Origin of the sequence: Pedobacter ghigonis (assembly GCF_903166585.1) — a bacterium.
GTDB classification, from domain to species: domain Bacteria; phylum Bacteroidota; class Bacteroidia; order Sphingobacteriales; family Sphingobacteriaceae; genus Pedobacter; species Pedobacter ghigonis.
Window position 1 is genome coordinate 246171 of sequence record NZ_CAESCM010000002.1, and the last position, 20788, is coordinate 266958.

Consider the following 20788-nt stretch of genomic DNA (forward strand, 5'->3'; position numbering starts at 1 on the left):
ACATAAAAAAGTCCCGGCTGTTTAAAACCGGGACTTTTCTTTTTTATTTACCTCTGCTTACCCTGTAAGGTTTTTGCGGAGGGTTTTTAAAGCTTCTTTTTCCTGCTGTGCTAATTTCTGGTGCACCAAGCATCGTCATGGCGCAACGGAAACCAACTTCGGCTGATGATTCATCCTGTTGCATAAAACGACGGGTTGCCGGGTTTAACCAGTAAGCCATGTCGTTCCACGAACCGCCTTTATAGACTCTCGATTTATCGTTAACCAACGTTACACCTTCTTCATTTAACAAGGTATTCTGTCTGTCGCGATACCCTCTTTGGTCGGCCTGGTAGCTTGTAGAAGCAGTGGCTCCCTGAGGATCTGTTGATTTAGAAATCGAATCGGCACGTTTAGTTTGCGCTTGTTTCTCTGCCCAGGTTTGTTTGCGGCCTGAATATGCATTTTCCTTAATCGGATTGCCATACTTATCCAGTGCAATTTTGCCGTTTTGAGCATCTTCTAGTTTTTTATTGGTGAAATAGTTACCACGGTAAGGGTTAAATGCATCAGCATCGGTAAATGTACCCGTTCTGTATACGTCGTTTACCCATTCGTTCACGTTTCCAGCCATGTTATACAAACCAAAATCGTTTGGTGTATATTGGATAACCGGAACAGTTAAATCACCTTTATCATTCAATGAACCGCCCACACCCATGTAATCGCCGGGTGCCCTTTTAAAGTTGGCCTGAATCATACCTCTGGTTTTCTTTTTGGCCGAACTTACGCCTAAACCATTCCATGGGTAGATTTTATTTTGGTTAATATTTTCATATTCTGTATTACCAATTAAACCTAAAGCGGCGTATTCCCACTCTGCTTCGGTTGGTAAACGGTAAGGCTGCATAATTACACCATCCTCTAAAGTCGCATTTCTTCTCGGCTGACTGTTTCTTCCACCACCTGTAGCTGCTGTTGAAGCGCCTGCTGTAGTAGTTGCCGAACCAGACCTGGTATTGTAGTCAACTGGTGCGTTCCTACCTTTATCATCATACTGGCCGTTTAAATAAGCATCAGTATTAAATGGTTTGTCAGGTCTTTGGGTTGTAGCTGCTGCAGTAGCATTATTGTTTCTGCCTGTGTTTCCACCAGCTAAAGTTCTATAGTCGGTTAAGATACCTTTTTCACGTAAGATAAATTCGTTTGCTCTGGAAGTTCTCCATTCGCAATAGCGTGAAGCCTGTTCCCATGATACACCTACAACAGGATAATCGCGGTAAGCCGGGTGCCTTAAATAGTTGTCTACGTAAGGTTCGTTGTAAGATAGCGCACGACGCCAAACCAAAGTATCGGGAAGCTCATTGTAATAATACTCACGATCTTCAGGATAATTGTACCTGATCCAATGTAAATACTCTAACCAATCGGTGTTCGAAACTTCTGTTTCATCCATGTAAAAAGACGGAACGGTAACTTGTCTTTTGTAGTTGTAGATATTAGGCTCAACACCTGCCACCTCAATGGCACTACCACCAACTACCAAAACACCACCTTCAATCGGGATCAAACCAGGGCCTGGTGCACGCTTGTATTGCGTAGCTACGGCAAAAGCACCAGATTGATTCTTTTTGCTTTTCCTATCTGCATAGGGAATACCTGTTTTGCTAGAACTGTTCCCACCTTTAGAGCTACAGCCAGAAAGGAGGGCGGCTAATGATAAACAAGTAAAAGAATATAGTATTAGTTTTTTCATATAATGCAACGGGATATAGCCTAATGGCCTTTCAACCGATAAAATTAAACAATTTTAAATGAATATATAAATAATGTGACAATAAAATATCTAATATATTTTTAAGCCATAACGTGTTATTTTTCTGCGTATTGTGTCTGTTTACTTTTTCAACGAAATTTTAGCTAAATAATTATAAATAAGCGAGATAATTTTTAAGTTCTTTAAAAACACTGCCAGTTTTTTCTCAATCTGCGAGTATGCAAGGAAATAGGCTTTGGCTCATTTTGTATAGGTTCTGAGCTGAAACAGTAAAGTGGTGGAATCAGAAATTCTTTTCAATAAAGCTGAATGGCAATTAAACACTGTTATTCGAAAATTTTGTTCACCGAATAAAAAACTATCGAAAATTAAGTTTATAATTGAATAAGATAATCGTGCTAAATTGCTGTTAATTTAATATTTAGGTTAAATGCAGTCACAGCGATATGTAAAAATCGTAGGTTTAATTAGTAATTAATGATAGAATTCGTAATTTGGTGAAATATAATTTTTGGTTTTACGTTACAAGATATATTCTCTAGTATTTGCTAAGTACCAAAATCTAAAATTACGGACCTTCAAAGGATGAATTTCAAGTATATCAGTAAGCTTGCTTTTTCTGCACTCTCCATGGCATTGCTGTATGGCAAAACAAATGCTCAGGTAACCATAGGGAATACACAGACAAATGGAAGTGAATCGAACAATATTGTAACAGCAGTTCCGTTCCTGCTTATTACGCCCGATGCCCGTGCCGGCGCAATGGGCGATGCAGGTGTAGCTGTAGCCGGAGATGTAAATTCGGCCAGTATTAATGCTTCGAAGCTGGCATTTTTGGATAAACCTTATGGCTTTTCCGTTTCTTACAGCCCCTGGTTAAAAAGCCTGGTGCCCGATATTAACCTGGCTTACTTAAGTGGTTTTTATAAATTAGACGATCGCAATACCATTGGCGCTTCGTTAAGGTATTTTTCTTTAGGATCAATTCAGCTTACCGATATTAATCAGCAGGATTTGGGTATTTCAAACCCTAACGAGCTGGCTTTTGATGTTTCTTTTGCCCGTAACTTTGGCGAAGAATTTTCATTGGGAACTTCTGTAAGGTACATTTATTCTAATCTGGCTTCTGGTCAGTTTTCATCTTCAGGACAGGTACACAGTGGAAATGCTCTTGCAGTTGATGTTTCCGGATTGTACAAAACCAGTACCTCGATGTTTGGTAAACAGGCTATCCTTTCGGCCGGTGCCAATATTTCTAATATCGGTACAAAGATGAGCTATTCAGATGGTGGCCAGAATTTTTTCCTGCCCACTAATTTTAAACTGGGCGGCGCATCAACCATTATTGTTGATGATTTTAGTACCATTACCCTTGCACTCGATTTTAATAAACTATTGGTGCCTACACAACCGATATACGATTCGAACAACAATATTGTAAGTGGCAAAGATCCGAACCGCTCGGTACCTTCAGGTATTTTTGGTTCGTTTAGCGATGCACCGGGAGGATTTAGCGAAGAGCTTAAAGAGGTTGGCATTTCAACCGGACTGGAATATTGGTATAACCAACAATTTGCGGTAAGGGCTGGATACAACTACCAAAGCCCGATGAAAGGCGATAGCCGCTATTTTACCCTCGGTCTTGGCCTGAAATACAACGTTTTTAACATCGATTTCTCATATTTATTGGCCAATGCGCAAACTAGTCCGCTGGCTAATACCTTACGTTTTGGTCTTTTGTTTAACTTTGGCGACAAGAAAGCAGTTAAAAATTAATCCTTTTAACGATTTCTGTTACAGTTTAACAATTAACCCAAATTTCAATGAAAATTAGAGTAGGCTTCGGATTTGATGTGCACCAGTTAAAAGATCAGCACCCTTTTGTAGTAGGAGGTGTAACGCTCGATCACCATAAAGGGGCTTTTGGTCATTCTGATGCAGATGTATTGCTGCACGCCATTTGCGATGCACTTTTAGGTGCGGCCAACCTTCGCGATATTGGTTTCCACTTTAAAAATACAGATGAAAGATGGAGAGGAATAAGCAGTTTAATCCTGTTGAAGGAAACCGTTAAATTGTTGAGTGAAAAGGGCTGGCAGGTAGGTAATATCGATGCAATGCTTTGTTTAGAAGCGCCGAAAATCAATCCGCACATCCCGGCAATGCAGCAGCACATTGCTGATGCGATAGGTATTTCTACCGAAGATATTTCTATTAAAGCTACAACAAACGAGCAAATGGGCTTTGTAGGCAGGGAAGAAGGCGTTGTAGCCTATGCCGTTTGTCTCATAGAAAAAAACTAGATATTCAAAGAAGTCAATTTTATAGCGCACTGATTATTAAGCTTGAGTTCTTTTTTTACTGTCTATGATGGAAACCTTAGACTACGGGCGGTTAGGTAAGAAATTGGTAAACCAATACAAAATATCAGTATTACAGCATTGATAATCGCCAGGCTGCTTTGCCCATAATTGCACTGGCAATGTATTGAAATATCCCAGTGAAGTTCATTTTTGCAAGGAATATTACTGTTGCCAGTCCATCTAATGTGCCCGCAATTAATGCTGTAATAAGTAGGTTTCCTAATGAAAGTACATTTTGGTTAGCTTTTTTCATGCATTAATCTTTTATATAGGCCAGAGGATAAATTTAACGGTTCTAATGCACAATCAGTGATTAAAACCGTTAAATAATTCAATTTTCTATAAGGCTACCTGCTCTTTCACATTACCGGTTCTTTTTAATGTTCCCCATGTTTCCAGCTCGCCTTTTATGGCTCTTCTAACCGACCGGAACAAAACAATATACATTAGTTGGCGCCAGAAAAAACGTTGAGGAAAAAGATAAAGCAGGTTTTTATATTTTTCTTTTTCCATTCTGAAAGCCATAGCCGCAAAAACCATATCTACTACGATAAAGATAATGTAGTAGAAAAGTACCTGGCCAAAACCATTGTGTAAACTTAAAATACCCGAAAAACCCGTTAGCGTAAGGTTGTTGATAGCACTGAGCGAAAATAAACCACTGATAAGCGATATGAGCATAAACAAATCAGCTAACGGAGAGAACAAAGGCAAAATAATCTGATAAATGAGGATGTTAGGCATACCCACCATACCAAAGTAGCCGTATTTTTTATTCAGTAAGGTTTTTCTGTTTTTCCAGAAACTTTGCATTACGCCAAAACTCCAGCGGAAGCGTTGCTTTAACAACATACTTACTGTTTCGGGTGCTTCGGTATAAGCCACTGCTGTTGCACAGTTTTTTACTTCGTAGCCGGCTTTTAAAATGCGCATGGTTAAATCGCAGTCTTCGGCTAACGTATCGATGGTGAAACCGCCAACTTCTAAAATTACATTCTTCCTGAAAGCACCAATGGCACCCGGTACTACGGTTATGGTATTCAATAAATCAAAAGCACGCCTGTCCATATTCTGGGCGGTAATGTACTCGATTGACTGCCATTTGGTAATAATATTGTGGGCATTACCAACTTTAACCGTTCCAGCTATTGCGGCTATTTTGTCGCTGTAAAAATAACGCATCAGTTCGGTTACCGCATCATTTTTAAGCTGGGTATCGGCATCAATGCAAACTACAAAATTGGCACTGGCTTTTGATATCCCATAGTTTAGGGCTGAAGCTTTACCTCCATTGGCTTTGCGGTAAACCTTTACTTGCGGGTGATTTCCAAACTGTTCGTTAATAATTTCGAAGGTTTTATCTTTCGAGCCATCATCTACAAAAATCAGTTCAAAATCTGGATAAGTGGTTTTTAAAAGGCTGTTAATGGTTTGAACGGCCGTTACTTCTTCATTGTAAGCCGGAATAATGATGCTTACTTTTTCAGTGGGATTTTGTACCAGTTTGGGCGCATTTTGTTTGCCTCTTTGTCGCTGCCTGATAGCGAGATACGCAATAAATAATGTTCTTAATATGGCGAGTACAATGGCTACCGAAAAGATGATATTCAAAGTCATGTTGCCGTAGTAAAAGAAATTGATGAAAAAGTAATCACCCGATCCCGAAAAACCGCTATTGGCTGTTGATTTAACTGCAGGCATCAGTTCTGAACGTTTTTTACCCATCAAATCGCCAACGGTTGTAAAGGTATAGCCTTTTGCTTTAAAGAATTTGATAATCCTGGGCAGGGCTGCAACTGTGGCCTCACGGTTACCTCCGGCATCGTGTAGCAGTAAAATATTGCCGTTATCCTGCTGTTTAACCACTTCGTTAAAAATCTGATCGGCAGTTTTTCCGGGTTCCCAATCTTCAGGGTCGATGAATTCGCCAATATTGATGTAATTTTCTTTACGGCTCTGCGCAACCGGTAAAATTTCGGAAATGTTCTGCGGTTCGGCATCGGCATTAAATGGCGCACGGAACAAAATGGTACTGTGCCCGGTAACCGCTTCAATTAGTCGGCGGGTAGCATTCAGTTCAAATTTTACGCGTCGCGGGCCAATAGCCGACATATCCGGATGGAAGAAAGTGTGGTTACCAATTTCGTAGCCATCGTTATATTCCTGCCTCAACAATTCCATATTCTGCTCGGCCATAATACCAACCACAAAGAAACAGCCGGGGACCTTTTCTTTTTTCAGGATATTGAGCACCTGTGGTGTATACACCGGATCGGGGCCATCATCGAATGTGAGTGCAATTTTTTTATCGGCTTCACCGAATCTTTTAATTACGTACTGCTCGGGTAAGCGGATGTATTGCTGATCGGCGATAGAAAAATTGGTTGGGTTGAGCGTAAATTTGACCATACCAGGCTGTGGGGTCGAAATCAGATCAAGAATTTCTCCGTCGCCGATGTACGAAATACCACCCATATTTAGCGAAGCTATTTTTCGCAGGTCGAAAGGTTTTTTCTTTAGGGTGTCTAAACTCAAATCGTTTGAAATAAAGCTCCATAAGCGTTTATCTTCAGATCCTAAACGCCACAGGGCAACGCCAGCAATATTCCAGTCGTCGGCTTTGCGGATTAAGTTAAAATAAGTGGCCGCATCGGTAAAATATACATTGTGTTTTATTCCGCTGCCATCGCTATAGCTGTAGTTTAAGTTGGCAGATTCGGGATCGTAATTGATTTTGCTTTTGTAGTTTACCGCATTAATCATGGCATCTTCGTAAGTAACCGATTTGCCAACACGATTTTGCGGCCAGTCGTAACCATAACAGGCGAGGGCCAGAATCACTTTATCGGCATCAACCTTACTGCAAATGTTATCCAGTTTTTCTTCTACCCATTCCTGATGTGAAATATCTCCCGCATTACTTTGTTCGGTGTGCTGATCGTAAGCCATCAACACAAGGTAGTCGTTGTATTTTTGAAGAATTTCGGGCTTGTAGTCGTCATTTTCCGGCGAAATATCCTGTGAAACGATTAGTTTCTGGGCGTGAAATTGGGTGTATAGGTTTTTCATGAAGGCATTAAAACCATCGCTGTTTTCGAGATTAAGCTCTTCAAAATCAATATTGATACCTTTATAACCATATTTTTTGGTAACGCTGATTAAATCGCCAATCAATTTTTCCTGTGCCTGCTGGTTATTTAACAGGCGTTTTACAGCTGCACCATCCCAATGGTCTTTGTTATAGTTCGAAACTACTGCAATGGCCGATTTTTTACCGGCATGGATAACTTTCAATGCAGCAGTATCGGCTTTATCCACAATCGAATCGCCGTTTAAGAAGAACGATTCGGTAGCCACCATATCTAGATGACTAATGTTTCTTTTTAAATCGGAAAGGGAGTTTTCTTTGGTAGCGGCCCAGCTTACATAGAAAGCCATATTGATGCGCTTGCTGTTGCCACGGTGGGTTAAAAGGCGGCGCTCACGGTCTTTCTTAATTTTTTCGAGCTGCGATTTCTCTATCGAAAAAGCTTTGTACTGTTGTGATTTCTTTAACTTATCTAACTGTTTTTGAGTTAGCGGTGTGTTGGTGTTAATAAAAGGCAAATTTGGTGCCTGTACCGACGATAAGGTGTAAACCACGCAAATGATTGCGATGATGAAGACTAAAAAGAAAGTGCGGCTAACCCATGTAAAGGTGTTCCAGCGGGTTTTAGTCTCAGTTTGAAATATTTGTTTTCCGGACATTTTTCTGTTCTGATTAATAGTCAAATGTCAATAACGAATATGAAGATTTTGTGAAAATGAAAATGGGGAGAAGTTTTTGTTTGTTATGCTATCAGGCTTTAAACTAATGGCTTCCGGTGTTGAGGCATAAAAAAACCGGCACATCTTCGATATGCCGGCTTAATATGAACATGCTGATTAAGATCAGCAAGAGGGATTATTTTATTCTTCTAAATACCCAAATCTGCCCTGGTTATAATCTTCAATGGCTTGTTGTATTTCGGCTTCTGTATTCATCAAAAACGGGCCATACTGAACAATAGGTTCATTTATTGGTTCGCCACTTAATATCAGGATCACGCTATTTTCTAATGCTTCGATTTCGATTGCTGTTCCCGTATTTTCAAAATGAACAAAGCTATCTACAGCGGCATTTTCACTACCATTTATTTTTATAGCACCTTCAATTACCGCAAAACCAGTGTTAAAGTTAGCCGGGAAAATAAAATTTGCCTTGGCTCCTTTATTTAAACGCGCATTGTATACTTCAATGGGAGTAAAGGTATGGGCGCTTCCTTTTATGCCCTGGTAATTGCCGGCTATGATTTCGATTTTACCTCCATTTTCTGGTAAATCGAAATGGGCCATATCCGCTTGTTTTATCGCCTGATAGCCGGGTTTCCCCATTTTATGTTTTGCAGGCAAGTTTACCCAAAGCTGTACCATCTGGAACGGACCTCCGGTTAAACTGTATTGTTCTTCGTGATATTCTTTATGCAAAACGCCGCCTGCAGCTGTCATCCATTGCACATCGCCGGGGTAAATTACGCCACTATTGCCAGAGCTATCGTGATGTGCTACTGCACCATGATACGCAATGGTTACGGTTTCGAAACCCCTGTGCGGATGTACCCCCACGCCACGAGGTTCTTTCCGAGCCGAGAATTCGATTTTTGAGCCATAATCCATTAAAAAAAATGGGCTCATATCGATCTCATATCCGCTTGGGAAAAAATTATGTACCCTAAAGCCATCGCCCACCATGTGTGGAGCGGGTGCTTTAAGTATGTTTTTTATTTGTTTTGTGTCCATTACCTTTTAATTTTTAATAAGGCATGGCGCATAGCGCAGGGAGCACTTTAAAAAGCTCCATGCACTTTGCTCTATGCTAAATTATGCTTGTTTCACGAATTGCAATTCGCCTAAAATGCGCACTTCTTCACTTACCATCACACCACCGGTTTCTAAAGCTGCATTCCAGGTTAAGCCAAATTCGCTACGGTTAATTTTTCCGCTTAAAGTAAAACCTGCTTTTGTATTTCCCCACGGATCGGTAGCAATACCACCAAATTCTGCAGTTAATTTTACAGGTTTGGTTTCGCCTTTAATGGTTAAGTCGCCATTAACGATGTAGTCGTCGCCGTCTTTTTTTACCGAATTAGATTTGAACTCAATGTGTGCAAATTGCTCGGCATCGAAAAAGTCTCCGCTTTTTAAGTGATTATCACGATCTGTATTTCCGGTATCGATTGAGCTGATATCGCCTTTGAAAGAAATTTCTGCATTTTCAAATTCATCACCCTCTGATGATAATTCTGCTGAGAAAGATTTTAAGCTACCGGTTACAGTAGTAATCATTAAGTGTTTTACTTTAAATTGTAATTCGCTGTGGGTTGGATCTAATGTCCATTTTGTAGTTGCCATATTTTTGTTTTTTGAGATGTTTAATATTTACAACACAAAAGTACAGCCTGGGTTTTACACGCAAATTGATGTATGGTAAGTAATTAGGGGGGAGGGGAATGGTTGAATGTTGTAATGTTAGCTTGGCCAAATCATTCACTCATTCAAAATTCAGTCATTCGTTTATTTGTTGGCCTGTTGAAATGTTAGTTTATCGAAATCATTCAATAATTCATTCATTCAAAAATCGTTATGGTTTAAAATGCTTATTGGCCAGTTCTTTTCTCACGCGGCTGAGTGATTCTGGTGTGATACCCAAATAAGAAGCAATCATCCATTGTGGTACACGCAAAGTAAGATTTGGATAAAGTTTAATGAAATCGAGGTACCTTTCTTCGGCGGTGGCGCTTAATAACATGTTAATCCTTTTCTGCATAAAGCGGATCGAATTATTGAGTAGCCTGATTTGCATGGGTTGCAAGCACGGCACTTTATTGGCCGCCTGTTCCATAAAATCGTTGGGCATTAGTACAGCTTCTGTTGCTTCAATAGCATCGATAAAAAATATCGAAGGTTCGTTGTTCATGCTGTTGCGGTCGGAGATCAGCCAGTTTTCGGGTGCAAACTGTAAAATATGCTCTTTGCCTTTTACATCGATAGAGTAGGCCCTTAATAAACCTTTACCCACAAAGAAGCCGTGTTTGAGGTTATCGCCAGTATATTGAAGGATTTCGTTTTTCTCGAATTTCTTTACTTTTAATCCAGCTGAAATGCTTTCAAACTGCTCATCAGTAATTTCTATTTTTTCTTGCAGGTACTTCTTAAACTGAAGGATCATAAAAAGGGGATGCTACTTTTTTACAGGTTTAATATCCGAAAAATCTACACCACATTTGCAATTACCACCGCAGCCATCCTTTTTTACCTGTACAGATTTAAAAACCAAACGGCCAACATATACCAATGCTACCGCAAAAAGTAAAAAGACTAAAATCGTTTGAATATCCATAACACAAATATAAGGGCTTTTGGGGTTTGGGTGTTCAATTGAATGTAAATTAATGGTTTTTTACCACAAAGCACACTGAGTTTTACACCGAGGGCGCGGAGCTGTTTATCGCCATCTTTTTTACACTATGGATCTGTAGCCACGGATTCACGGAAAACACGGAGAGAAGTGTCGAAGTGTTTTTTAATGTTACTAGAAAGATTATAACTCTGTGTAGCTTTGTGCTTTTTCTTTGTGAGCTCTGTGGTAAAAAAACGCGGTTAAACGCTATATTTCCATGAAGCCCACTGTTCCGCCTACCCAATCAAAATCGGCATTATAGCGTACGCCAATCATTTTTCCTCTGCTTAAACGGGCCAGGTTTATACATAATTGCGGTTCGCCACCATCCGGCCATAAATACATCATCCTGATTTCAGCTTTTACACCTCCATCTGGTGCCTGCACCGCAGGCTCGTAACTTACTTTTCTTTGTAAAATCCAGTTTTCGGGGTCTTTAATGCTGGTAATATCTGCAGCGCTGACATCAATGATTACACCCATCCCAGCGAAAGAGAATAAGGGCTTAAGCACATAGTTTTCTAAGTCGGCTGGAATGGTTTCCACTTCGCTTAAAAAGCGTGTTTCGGGTACAAATTCGCTCTTTAAAAAGGGCATGGTATATTTACTTATCCGGTAAAACCAGTTGGGGTGTGTTACCCATTCAATATCCAGTTCTTCGCGCGGATCGAAACTTTTTTTAAAAATTTCGGTATCGTTAGCCACTTCATCAAATATCAATCGGTTATAAATCCTTTTGAGTTGAACCAGCCTACCGTTTTCTTCGTAAAACAATTGCTTGCCAACTTTTTTAATATCTGCTAAAGCCAAAATCTTAATGCCCAGCATCTTTTGGGTAACGAAAAAATCGATAGCCGTTTTTTGGTTGAGTGCATCAACATCCATCAGTGCTACTTCTTCGGGTAGATGCCGGCCAACAATTACTTCCTTCAGTAGAGCAATGTATCTTTCTTCGTTAAAACCATTTAAAAAATGATTTACGGTATCGTCTATCCCAAAACTGCTTTTAAAAGTTTTGGCCAAATGGTGCTGAAAGCCATATAAAGATGGAAAGCCCTGCATTTCGATTAGCATAGGCGTAAGTGCCCCGGCTTCGTTTTTACAGATGCCGAAATCGAAAGTTAAGAAGTGAGGCTGTTCATTTTCATTGGGTACCTGCCAGTCTGCTGGGATTGCTTTTTGGGTAAGTGCTTTAAAGTTGGGCTGCTTAATGAGGTTGATAATTTCTTCTCCGGCAGCAATCAATTTTTCCTTTAATGCCTGCGGAACAAAAATTGGGGTTTCTGCAACCCGGAAAGGAATTTCGGGATAACCTTCAGCAAGACGGGTTAAAAATGCCTGGTACTTTTCTGTAGTAAATTGTTGATTGTACTTTTGGCGTTGTGCAGGTATCATAGGTTTTATTTGATTTTTGTTATCTAAAACTTAATTTCGATCCGATAGCTACCGGATGAAGCATCACGGCACGGAGAAAACGCTATGTTTTTTCCAAAAAGATTTCTCCGCTGCGGTCGAAATGACGATTACTGTAAAAAAGATTGCTTCATTCCAAATCTCTGCCCAGCGCTTCAGTTCGCAACCACAAGACTATACCTCCTGCAAATTCCCGATGGCTTTATGCAGAAAATTAGGCAAAATAACCTTTTGGGTTAATACTATCCTTGCCGGATCATCTAAACTATTTAGCATATCCAGGTATTTTTGTTCGCCATGCATATCTGCAATGGCTTTTTTTCTTTCATCCTGAAGCAGGTACATTTTCATGCCCACCGGATCGGCTTCCGGATGAAACTGGGTGCCGATAATTTCATCAGAAAAGCGGATCGACATCATACAGCGTTCCAAATCCACATGTTTACGCTCCTTTTCAATAGCTAAAAGTTTAGCACCCTTCTTCTCAAAAGCTTCAAAATCGGGTTCGATAACCTGCCAGTCGCGGCTATCTACAGAATAGAATGGATTGGTGATGCCTTCAAAAATTTCATCTTTTTCTCCTTCATCGGTTAGCGTAATCGGGAAAATGCCAAATGCGTTCGAACGCCTTTCGGTAACATTGCCTAACTGGTATTTCCGGCAGGCCAGCTGAAAGGAGTGACAGATTAAGAAAGCATATTTCTTTTTTTCTTCATTATTCTGGTTAAATGCCTCAATCTGATCGAGCAGGTTAAAGAAATCATTTTCCCATTTTTCGCCTTCACTTTCAACCGGGCTTCCCGGGCCACCGCTCGAAATATAAGCATCGTAATCAATGCCAGGTATTTCGCCTTTTTGCCTTAAATCAAAAATATCAAAGGTTAAATCGATATTGTTTTCGTTTCTAAAACGGGATAAAATTTCCTGAATTCCCCGCATACCCTGATTAGGTGCGCCGTTATTCATGTCAATAACAGCTACCTTTAAGCCTCTTTTATCCATTGTAAAATTACTTTGCGCCTATAAGTGTTTGAGTAGTAATGTAATCTACTACGGCTTCAAAGTTACCAGTTTGTTGGTAAACGGCCAACTGTCTGTCTGCACCGGTACCGTGCTCTAATATTTTGTGTACATAATTGATGTCATCGCGGCAGCCTAAATCATCTACTACGTCATCCACAAAATCCAATAATTCCAGAATCAGGTTTCGGCAGTTTATTTCCATTTCTTTACCAAAATCGATCAGGTTGCCATCGATACCATAACGGGCAGCGCGCCATTTATTTTCGTTAATAAGGGCACGGGAGTAACTGATAAACTTCATGTTTTGCAGGCGTAATTTATAGAGCTTGGCACATAAAGCCTGAAATAGCGCTGTAAAAGCCATGGTTTCATCAATCAGCATGGGGCAATCGCAAATGCGGAACTCAACAGTATCAAAGAAAGGATGCACGCGGATATCCCACCAGATTTTCTTGGCGTTATCCATGCAATTGGTTTTGATAAGGAGCTTTACGTAGTTATCGTAATCTTCGATGCTGTTAAAAATATCCGGAATTCCGGTACGCGGAAATTTATCGAAAATTTTTGTCCTGAATGATTTATAACCGGTATTACGCGACTCCCAGAAAGGGGAGTTGGTAGATAATGCAAACACATGCGGCAGGAAATATCTTACCTGGTTGGCAATGTGGATAGCCAGCTCACGCGATTGAAAACCAACGTGTACGTGCAAGCCAAAAATTAAGTTTGAACGGGCGGCTTCCTGCAGTTCGTTAACAATTTCGTTGTAACGCGGGTGTTCGGTAATTAATTGTTTTTCCCAATGCGAAAATGGGTGTGTACCGGCGGCACCAATTCTTAAACCTTGCTCTCCGGCCAGCTGCGATACGGTATAGCGCAACTGGGAAATTTCTTTACGGGCTTCAGTAGTGGTTCGGCAAATACCGGTACCCACTTCCACCACTGCCTGGTGCATTTCTGCTTTAACCTGGTCTTTGTGTATTTTTTGTGCGGCCTCTACAATTTTTTGTTCGTGAGAGGTAAGTTCTCTGGTAACGGGATCAATTACCATGTACTCTTCTTCTATGCCCAGCGTGAACTCATTCATATTAATGCGTATTTATTTTATCCCACTTATTTTTTTGGAGTTGTTTTTTTAGGTTTTGCCACTGCTTTTTCGGTTGTGGCTTTCTGAGCATGAGCCTTTTTAGGAGCTGCTTTCGGGGCAGATTTAGCAATTAAGGGATTCCCAGCAACAGAGGCCTTAATGTATTCGCCCCAGGTTAGATTGTCTTGTCCGTCTTTTTGTGCTTTGGCTCTTTCAATGGCATAATTTGCAGTAGTTTCTACAACCCAGTCGAAATTTTCCTGTCCAACACTTTTAACATCAGCATCAGGCGCAGGGTTACAGAAATCAATCGCAATTGGCACACCATCGCGCACAGCAAATTCTACGGTATTAAAATCGTAGCCTAAGTATCTGCATAGTTTTAAGGTATATTCTTCTACGGTTTTAAGTAATTTCGGATCGGGCGATTTACCTTCGGTAGCGTATCGTAAATGATGCGGATTGCGTGGGTCGTATTGCATAATGCGTACATGCTTACCTCCAATGCAATAACACCTGAAATATTCTTCAAAAATAATTTCTTCCTGCAACAACATGACCAGTTGTTTGGTACCGCTGTGTTTGTCAAAAAAATCTTCTTTATCATGTAATTTATAAACATCACGCCAGCCACCACCGTCATAAGGTTTCATGTATGCCGGAAAACCGGTGTATTCAAAAATAGCATCCCAATCCAGTGGCATGGCCAGGTTAGAAAAAGATTCACTTGTAGTGCCATCAGGATGTTCTCTCGAAGGAATTAAAGCTGTTTTAGGCACAGGAACCCCAATCTGTTCGGCCAGTGCATTGTTAAAAAACTTTTCGTCGGCACTCCACCAGAAGGGGTTGTTAATTACGGCAGTTCCAGTTATGGCTGCATTTTTTAAAGATGCGCGGTAAAACGGTACATCCTGAGATATTCTGTCGATGATTACAGAGTAACCCAGCGCAGCATTCTGAAATATTTTGTCGATTTTAACAGCTTCGGCTACAATGCCTTTTTCTGCTTTTTGATTAATCCTTTCGATTACGGCTTCAGGAAAAGAGCGTTCCTGTCCAAATAAAATCCCTATTTTTTTCATTATGTGAAATTTTGTCTTTTAATGGTAATGAAGCGATCGTGAGCGGTAAGGTTGTTTTTTATGCTTGTTTGCTCACGATGGTTTCATTGGTACATTTTTAGTTTTATGATATAACCCATTAAGGTTAACTGATGAATCGGTTAATTGTTTAACTGCCAGTTGAAAACTACAGTTGTGCGATGTAATTTGGAAACATTTCACGCCATATTGGCCAGTCGTGATCGGCATTGGGTCGGATATCAAGCCAGTGGTCGATTCCTTTTTTGCTTAATATTGCCGACAGGCGTTCATTATCTGGTCTGCACATATCGCGATCAGTAGTGCCCAATACAATTTTCATGTAGTGCAGTTCGGGATTACTGTTGTTTAACAGAAAATCGACCGGATTGTTAAAGTACACGTCATCATTGTAAAAACCATCTAACTGACCGGTAATATCAAACGCACCGCTCATGCTAAACATGTGGCTAACCAGCCAGGGATGCCTGAAAGCAAAGTTTGCGGCATGGTAACCGCCAAAGCTACAGCCTGCAGTAATAATTTTGCTGTGCCCGGTTTCCTGCCTGGCCAGCGGTGCAACTTCTTCCAGCAAATACTTGTCGTACCAGATATGGTTTTTTACCCTATCGGCCGGGTGAATGCTTTTGTTGTACCAGCTCAGCTTGTCAACTCCATCGGGACAATAGATTTTGATTTTGCCTTCATTAATAAACCCTTCTACAGCATCTATCAGTTTGAAATCTTTGTTTTCAAAGTATCGCCCCATGCTCGTGGGGAACAACAGGATGGGGATACCACTGTGACCAAAGATGAGCATGTCGATTTCGCCGCTGAGGTTAGGGCTGTACCATTTCTTATGTTCTTCTTTAACCATAACAAAAAATTGAATGATTTAAGGTAGAAATTAAAATCTATAAAAAGAATACTTTAAACGGTAATTTAAAGGTGTAATGTAAAAATTAACCTTTGATAATTAATAGTTTATAGAGATTTGTACCTTTGCACCCTAATTCTGAGGCGGCAGCCATGTGATAGGGATTTTTGATTATGATGTACACAACAATTTTACCGTTAAAAATTAATACAAACAGTTATAAGATACAATCAGCTCATTTAAAGCACGAGGTAGAGATTGATATTTATACTCCCGAAGGTATTTTGGGGAATGAAAAAATAGAACTTCTGTTATTGAATGATGGACAGGATGTTGCCAAAATGAATTTTAACCAGATTTTGGAACATGCACACCATGGTAAAAGAAATCACAGGTTAATTGTTGTGGCCATTAAAGCATCGGAAGAACGTTTGCTTGAGTATGGTGTAGCTGGTGTTGCCGATTTTAAAGGTCGCGGAGCGAAAGCCAATTTGTACACCGATTTTATCATTAAAGAGCTTTTACCTTTTGCTAAAAAGAAAATTGCCATGCCAATTACCGGAAAAATAGGTTTTGCAGGCTTTTCTTTAGGTGGTTTATCTGCTTTTGATATTGCCTGGAATAATCCATCAGCTTTTGATGTGGTGGGTGTTTTTTCGGGTGCATTTTGGTGGCGCAAAAAAGACCTTACCGATGGTTATACCGATGCCGACCGCATTATGCATGCCCGGATTGAAAGTACTGCCAGCAAACCTGAAATGAAATTCTGGTTAATGACCGGTACCGAAGATGAAAAGGCCGATCGCAATAAAAATATGATCATCGATTCGATTGATGATACCATTGATGTGGTTAAATTGCTCTTAAATAAAGGATATAAAAGACCGGATAATCTTTTTTACTACGAAAAAGTTGGTGGTAAACACGATGTTCCAACCTGGGAAAGTGTAATGCCTGCATTTTTAAGCTGGGCATTTGGCTATTAGGTTTAAGCAGCTATCCCCTCACTATTTTTTCTTAATTTTTGAAATCCGCTGACCTATAATTTTTGTAGGTTTTTCCATGTCTTTTATGGCCAGGGCTATTGCATCTTTAATCAGTTGTTTTACGGCTTCGTTTCTATATTCTGCAGGGTGTTTAACTGGGATATGCCTGATGAGGTTTCCGCTTCCGGCCAGCAATTGCTGCGGGTCTTTTAATAAAGCGCCTTTATTGAAACCGAGGTTTAAATGGTTGCTATAAATCGGGATCATACAGAATGAATCGCTCAGTTTATCTGAAAGGGAGTATACCGTTGTAAGCGCATGGGTATGGTAAAGCAGTTCATTGGCTTCAGGATGGAGCTCCAGTATGAATGTGCGTAAATCGCAAAAGAGGTCGATAAGCTCTTTCTCCTTAAAATTTAATAAATAGCCAAAATCAGGGTGTATAGGTTTAACTCCTGCCATTTTACTTAGTTTTGATTACTCGGGTGTTTAAAAGTAACGAATTTTTGCAACACCTCAGCAGTTCATCTGTGGCTTTAAATTTTACCTAAAGAATTAAGCAAAAACATAAATCTCCAATCCCGGAAGGCATAAAAAAGTATGTAAAGCAAGCTGTGAAAGCATTGTACGCCTGCTTGCAGTTAAATTACCTGTATTTGATGAAAATCCCGGTATCAAAAATTGTCCACAGACAGCTTTTTTGCCCACAAGCCTTTAGTGCGGCGTTTGTCCAGGTGTTGCAGGTTTTAAAAATGCTGTAACTACCTTTTGCTTCGTAAAAGGCATCGCCAATATCGTAATGTACGGGTGTTTTGATAGGAATTAAATGTCCGGCCTTATCTTTTTCGAAGCTGTTCAGCACATAATCAATCAGGCGTTTATATTGTTCACGGCTGATCATGATTTTTTTACAGTCGTTATCTTCGCTTATATTTTGATAATAAGTGGTGTGCATAGCCGATGTACTTAATCCGGAAATCGCCCTGATTGCCGTGCCCAGTTTAAGATCTTCAAAACCAGGTGTTTCGATATAGAACTTTTTATCGCCCCAGCCCACTGCCACGTATTGATAGCTGCTATCTGCCTCTAAAGTATTTTGATAGCTGATTTCTTTCGTCCAGTTTATTTGATCGCTAATCGCCGGCATCACAATATCGGTATGTACACCGTTGGTCATGATGTAGATGGCAACCTCGGATTTATTTACTGGTTTAGCGTTTATGGTAATGCGCGATAAACAAAAGGCAAGCAGGAAATAAAATCCGATCAAGCCAATCAGAAACAGACTAAAGCGTGCGGCATATTTAAGAAACCTTCTATTCATTTAATTAATTCGAAATTTATCCTTAATACAAATTTAAGCTTTCGGGTAACCCAAATGGCAAGGTTAAACAGGGATATCAATTTTATTGATGTGTTTATCGAAGATCGTGATTTTTTATGCAGATGCCGTATCGCTACCTTCACTTTATGATTAAAGGACTATTTGAAACACACATTTATGTAGAAAACCTGGAAAGATCTATCGATTTCTACAGCACTACTTTGGGTTTAACCCAGTGCCATTATGAAGCAGAACGGCGGATTGCCTTTTTCTGGATTGGTGAGCCTAAAGGGGCCATGCTGGGAATTTGGGAGAAACCAAAGCACGAAATTGATATCAGGCATTTTGCATTTAGGTGCGAGCTAGCTGATGTGCTCAATAAATCAGTCAGTTTTTTAGCGCAACGCAACCTGAAGCCTTATAATTTTTTAAAAAGTGATGATATGGTTCCAATGGTGTTTGCATGGATGCCTGCTGTAGCCATTTATTTTAACGACCCTGATGGCCATGCTTTAGAGTTTATTGCCATTTTACCTGGCGAGGGGCGACCAGAGTTAGGCGTTATTACTTATGAAAACTGGTTGATGATAAATCAATAACTACTTCCGTTTGGCATACATATTAATCCATCGCGTGCCTTTACTCCGTATAGCATCGTAAGTAATTTGTTGTATCTCATTTGTAAGCGCAGTTAACGCCAATTTATTTAGCATTAAGCGTGGGGCTGTTGCACGATAACCATAAAAACGAATGCGGCTAATTGCTCCCGAACTGATATCTGGTGGTAGCGGCTCGTGATAGGTAAAAATAAAACGGGGTTTTTTATTATCTTTAGAAACAACTGCGTAATTTAAATAGAGTACCAGGTTTGCCTCTTCCGGCGAATTTACCAACTGTATACTTTGTTCCTTTTCCAGTTTTGTTGTTATCGCATTCGCCAGATCTTTTGGTATTGACATCAGCACATAAAACCCGCCCCGTTTGGTCATCGCAGAGATTTCGCGATGTGGATTTAGCTGGTTGCTGTACAAAAAAGTTGAGCTGTTTATGTCAAAAGTCCAGTTGAAATAATCCTGGTAGCCTTTATCTTTGGTGTAAGGCAATATTTCTTTGTTGAACATCGTCGTAAATTCGGCTGAATTAAGGTTTGCGGCAGGGATAAAAATTTTAAGCAAAGGAGCTGAAATTCTGTAGGGATCTGATCGAACAAACACATCTCCTTTTTTAACTTTTAAAGCCGGATTTATTGTGGCTATGGAGCTATCGGAAAACACCTTTAAAATTGTAAGGCTGATTTTATTGTCTTTTGATTTAAAGATATTTCCGAAGGCGATTTCATTATTATAGCCTGCATTCAGTGTAATTTTACTGTTTCCTGTGTTAATACAAGTCGCCGTAAATAATGGCGTAATTTTTTGTAAGGGTAAGCCTATAAAATTGGTGTACCTTCTTAAACTATCGAAATGATAAGTTGGGTCTTGTTGCAAACGTTGCTTAATGTCGACCTCGTTTGTTATCCTGGATATTACTTCTGAAAAAGAAAGGTCTACTTTACTTCTTTCGAAAACACTGATCAGCGATTTGGTAAATGCACCATGCGACCGACCCGATTCATCATAAATTTCCAGCGCCTTTTCTGCATTTGTGCAGGCCGAAAGTGAGGCAAAACGCGAGTTTTTGGTTTCTGACGGTCTAGGAATGTTGGCTGTATCGGCAATTGTTAGTGTAGCAGTCATATCAAAAGGGATGCTTCCACGCGGAACATCCTTGTTTCCTTCAATTTCGTTATAACGATAACCATTGTGCATAGGTGGAGCTTCTTTTCCCATGGCAATATTTCCGCTATAACAGCAATCGAATAGGGTAGTCAGGATTAATTTTTTTTCTACGAAGCGGTTAAACAAGAGCTTTAAAGTATTGTCTTTTACCAGGCATCCGTGGTTGGGTGCGTAAAGGTTGCTCATGCAAATGGCCTGACTATAACCCAGTTTGAAAGGATTTTTTAAGGTTGCCGGATTATCGATGTAAACCCCATGGCCACAAAAAAAGAAAACTACCGCATCACCTGCCTTGCCTTTATTCAATATTTCGAGCATGGCATCCGTCATGTTTTTCTCTGTAGCGGCAGCATTTAACAGCATGGTAATATTTTCTTTTGGAAAACTGAAACGGTTTAAAAGCAATGATTTTATGCTTAGTGCATCGTTTACACAGCCTTTTAGATTGTGCCTGCTGCTTTTTACTCCCGGTGCATCAAAATATTCGTTTATCCCTATAACAACGGCATATTTATTTTGCGCTATACCATTTAGGGGTAAAAAGAAAATGAAAAATATTATTATGATCAGGAACTTGCGCATATCATTCATTTTTAATTAAATTTAGTTTTTAAATAACTGATA

General features: G+C 40.0%; 19 protein-coding genes. 4 read left to right on the top strand and 15 right to left on the bottom strand.

Features of this window, described 5'->3' with window-relative positions:
* Nucleotides 1–43: 43 nt before the first annotated feature.
* Nucleotides 44–1735 carry an SUMF1/EgtB/PvdO family nonheme iron enzyme gene (locus tag HWV58_RS04355; protein ID WP_175632909.1) on the bottom strand — a complete coding sequence of 564 codons (1692 nt, stop codon included), beginning with the start codon at nt 1733–1735 and terminating at the stop codon, nt 44–46.
* A 606-nt stretch (nt 1736–2341) separates the two neighbouring features.
* Here HWV58_RS04355 and porV point away from each other — a divergent pair.
* Both porV and ispF read left to right on the top strand, forming a co-directional pair.
* A complete protein-coding gene (gene porV, locus HWV58_RS04360; RefSeq protein ID WP_175632910.1) occupies nt 2342–3532 on the top strand; it encodes a type IX secretion system outer membrane channel protein PorV in 1191 nt (396 codons plus the stop codon).
* Nucleotides 3533–3579: 47 nt separating this feature from the next.
* A complete protein-coding gene (gene ispF, locus HWV58_RS04365) occupies nt 3580–4059 on the top strand; it encodes a 2-C-methyl-D-erythritol 2,4-cyclodiphosphate synthase (protein WP_175632911.1) in 480 nt (159 codons plus the stop codon).
* 130 nt (nt 4060–4189) lie between these two features.
* On the opposite strand, the gene HWV58_RS04370 is transcribed toward ispF, so the two are convergent.
* From HWV58_RS04370 to HWV58_RS04420, 11 genes are all read right to left on the bottom strand, one after another.
* A complete protein-coding gene (locus HWV58_RS04370; RefSeq protein WP_175632912.1) occupies nt 4190–4372 on the bottom strand; it encodes a hypothetical protein in 183 nt (60 codons plus the stop codon).
* Between the two features lie 86 nt (nt 4373–4458).
* Nucleotides 4459–7866 (bottom strand): glycosyltransferase, encoded by a 3408-nt coding sequence (locus HWV58_RS04375; RefSeq protein ID WP_175632913.1) that lies wholly within the window; start codon nt 7864–7866, stop codon nt 4459–4461.
* A 201-nt stretch (nt 7867–8067) separates the two neighbouring features.
* Nucleotides 8068–8937 carry a pirin family protein gene (locus tag HWV58_RS04380; RefSeq protein WP_175632914.1) on the bottom strand — a complete coding sequence of 290 codons (870 nt, stop codon included), beginning with the start codon at nt 8935–8937 and terminating at the stop codon, nt 8068–8070.
* A gap of 81 nt (nt 8938–9018) precedes the next feature.
* Nucleotides 9019–9549, bottom strand: coding sequence for a YceI family protein (locus tag HWV58_RS04385; RefSeq protein ID WP_175632915.1), 531 nt, complete (start codon nt 9547–9549; stop codon nt 9019–9021).
* Between the two features lie 229 nt (nt 9550–9778).
* A complete protein-coding gene (locus tag HWV58_RS04390) occupies nt 9779–10366 on the bottom strand; it encodes a Crp/Fnr family transcriptional regulator (RefSeq protein ID WP_175632916.1) in 588 nt (195 codons plus the stop codon).
* Between the two features lie 12 nt (nt 10367–10378).
* Nucleotides 10379–10537, bottom strand: coding sequence for a FeoB-associated Cys-rich membrane protein (locus HWV58_RS04395; RefSeq protein WP_166208511.1), 159 nt, complete (start codon nt 10535–10537; stop codon nt 10379–10381).
* Between the two features lie 267 nt (nt 10538–10804).
* A complete protein-coding gene (locus HWV58_RS04400) occupies nt 10805–11992 on the bottom strand; it encodes an ATP-grasp domain-containing protein (protein WP_175632917.1) in 1188 nt (395 codons plus the stop codon).
* 192 nt (nt 11993–12184) lie between these two features.
* Nucleotides 12185–13012, bottom strand: coding sequence for a type 1 glutamine amidotransferase (locus HWV58_RS04405; RefSeq protein ID WP_175632918.1), 828 nt, complete (start codon nt 13010–13012; stop codon nt 12185–12187).
* 7 nt (nt 13013–13019) lie between these two features.
* Nucleotides 13020–14120 (bottom strand): carboxylate-amine ligase, encoded by a 1101-nt coding sequence (locus HWV58_RS04410; protein WP_039473039.1) that lies wholly within the window; start codon nt 14118–14120, stop codon nt 13020–13022.
* Nucleotides 14121–14146: 26 nt separating this feature from the next.
* Complete coding sequence (locus tag HWV58_RS04415; RefSeq protein ID WP_175632919.1) at nt 14147–15202, bottom strand: ATP-grasp domain-containing protein; 1056 nt, start codon at nt 15200–15202, stop codon at nt 14147–14149.
* A gap of 166 nt (nt 15203–15368) precedes the next feature.
* Nucleotides 15369–16076 (bottom strand): esterase family protein, encoded by a 708-nt coding sequence (locus HWV58_RS04420; RefSeq protein ID WP_175632920.1) that lies wholly within the window; start codon nt 16074–16076, stop codon nt 15369–15371.
* A gap of 173 nt (nt 16077–16249) precedes the next feature.
* Between HWV58_RS04420 and HWV58_RS04425 the strand changes: the two genes are divergently transcribed.
* Nucleotides 16250–17062 (top strand): alpha/beta hydrolase, encoded by an 813-nt coding sequence (locus tag HWV58_RS04425; RefSeq protein ID WP_175632921.1) that lies wholly within the window; start codon nt 16250–16252, stop codon nt 17060–17062.
* Between the two features lie 21 nt (nt 17063–17083).
* Here HWV58_RS04425 and HWV58_RS04430 read toward each other — a convergent pair whose 3' ends face one another.
* Nucleotides 17084–17524, bottom strand: coding sequence for a DUF1801 domain-containing protein (locus tag HWV58_RS04430; RefSeq protein ID WP_175632922.1), 441 nt, complete (start codon nt 17522–17524; stop codon nt 17084–17086).
* Nucleotides 17525–17708: 184 nt separating this feature from the next.
* A complete protein-coding gene (locus HWV58_RS04435; RefSeq protein ID WP_175632923.1) occupies nt 17709–18386 on the bottom strand; it encodes a TIGR02117 family protein in 678 nt (225 codons plus the stop codon).
* Nucleotides 18387–18532: 146 nt separating this feature from the next.
* Here HWV58_RS04435 and HWV58_RS04440 point away from each other — a divergent pair, with 146 nt between their 5' ends.
* The gene (locus tag HWV58_RS04440) at nt 18533–18985 is read left to right on the top strand and encodes a VOC family protein (protein ID WP_175632924.1); all 453 of its coding nucleotides are present in this window, start codon (nt 18533–18535) and stop codon (nt 18983–18985) included.
* Here the strand turns inward: HWV58_RS04440 and HWV58_RS04445 are convergent, their stop codons facing one another.
* Nucleotides 18986–20746: a caspase family protein gene (locus tag HWV58_RS04445; RefSeq protein WP_175632925.1), complete on the bottom strand. Its 1761-nt coding sequence runs from the start codon at nt 20744–20746 to the stop codon at nt 18986–18988.
* Between the last annotated feature and the right edge of the window lie 42 nt (nt 20747–20788).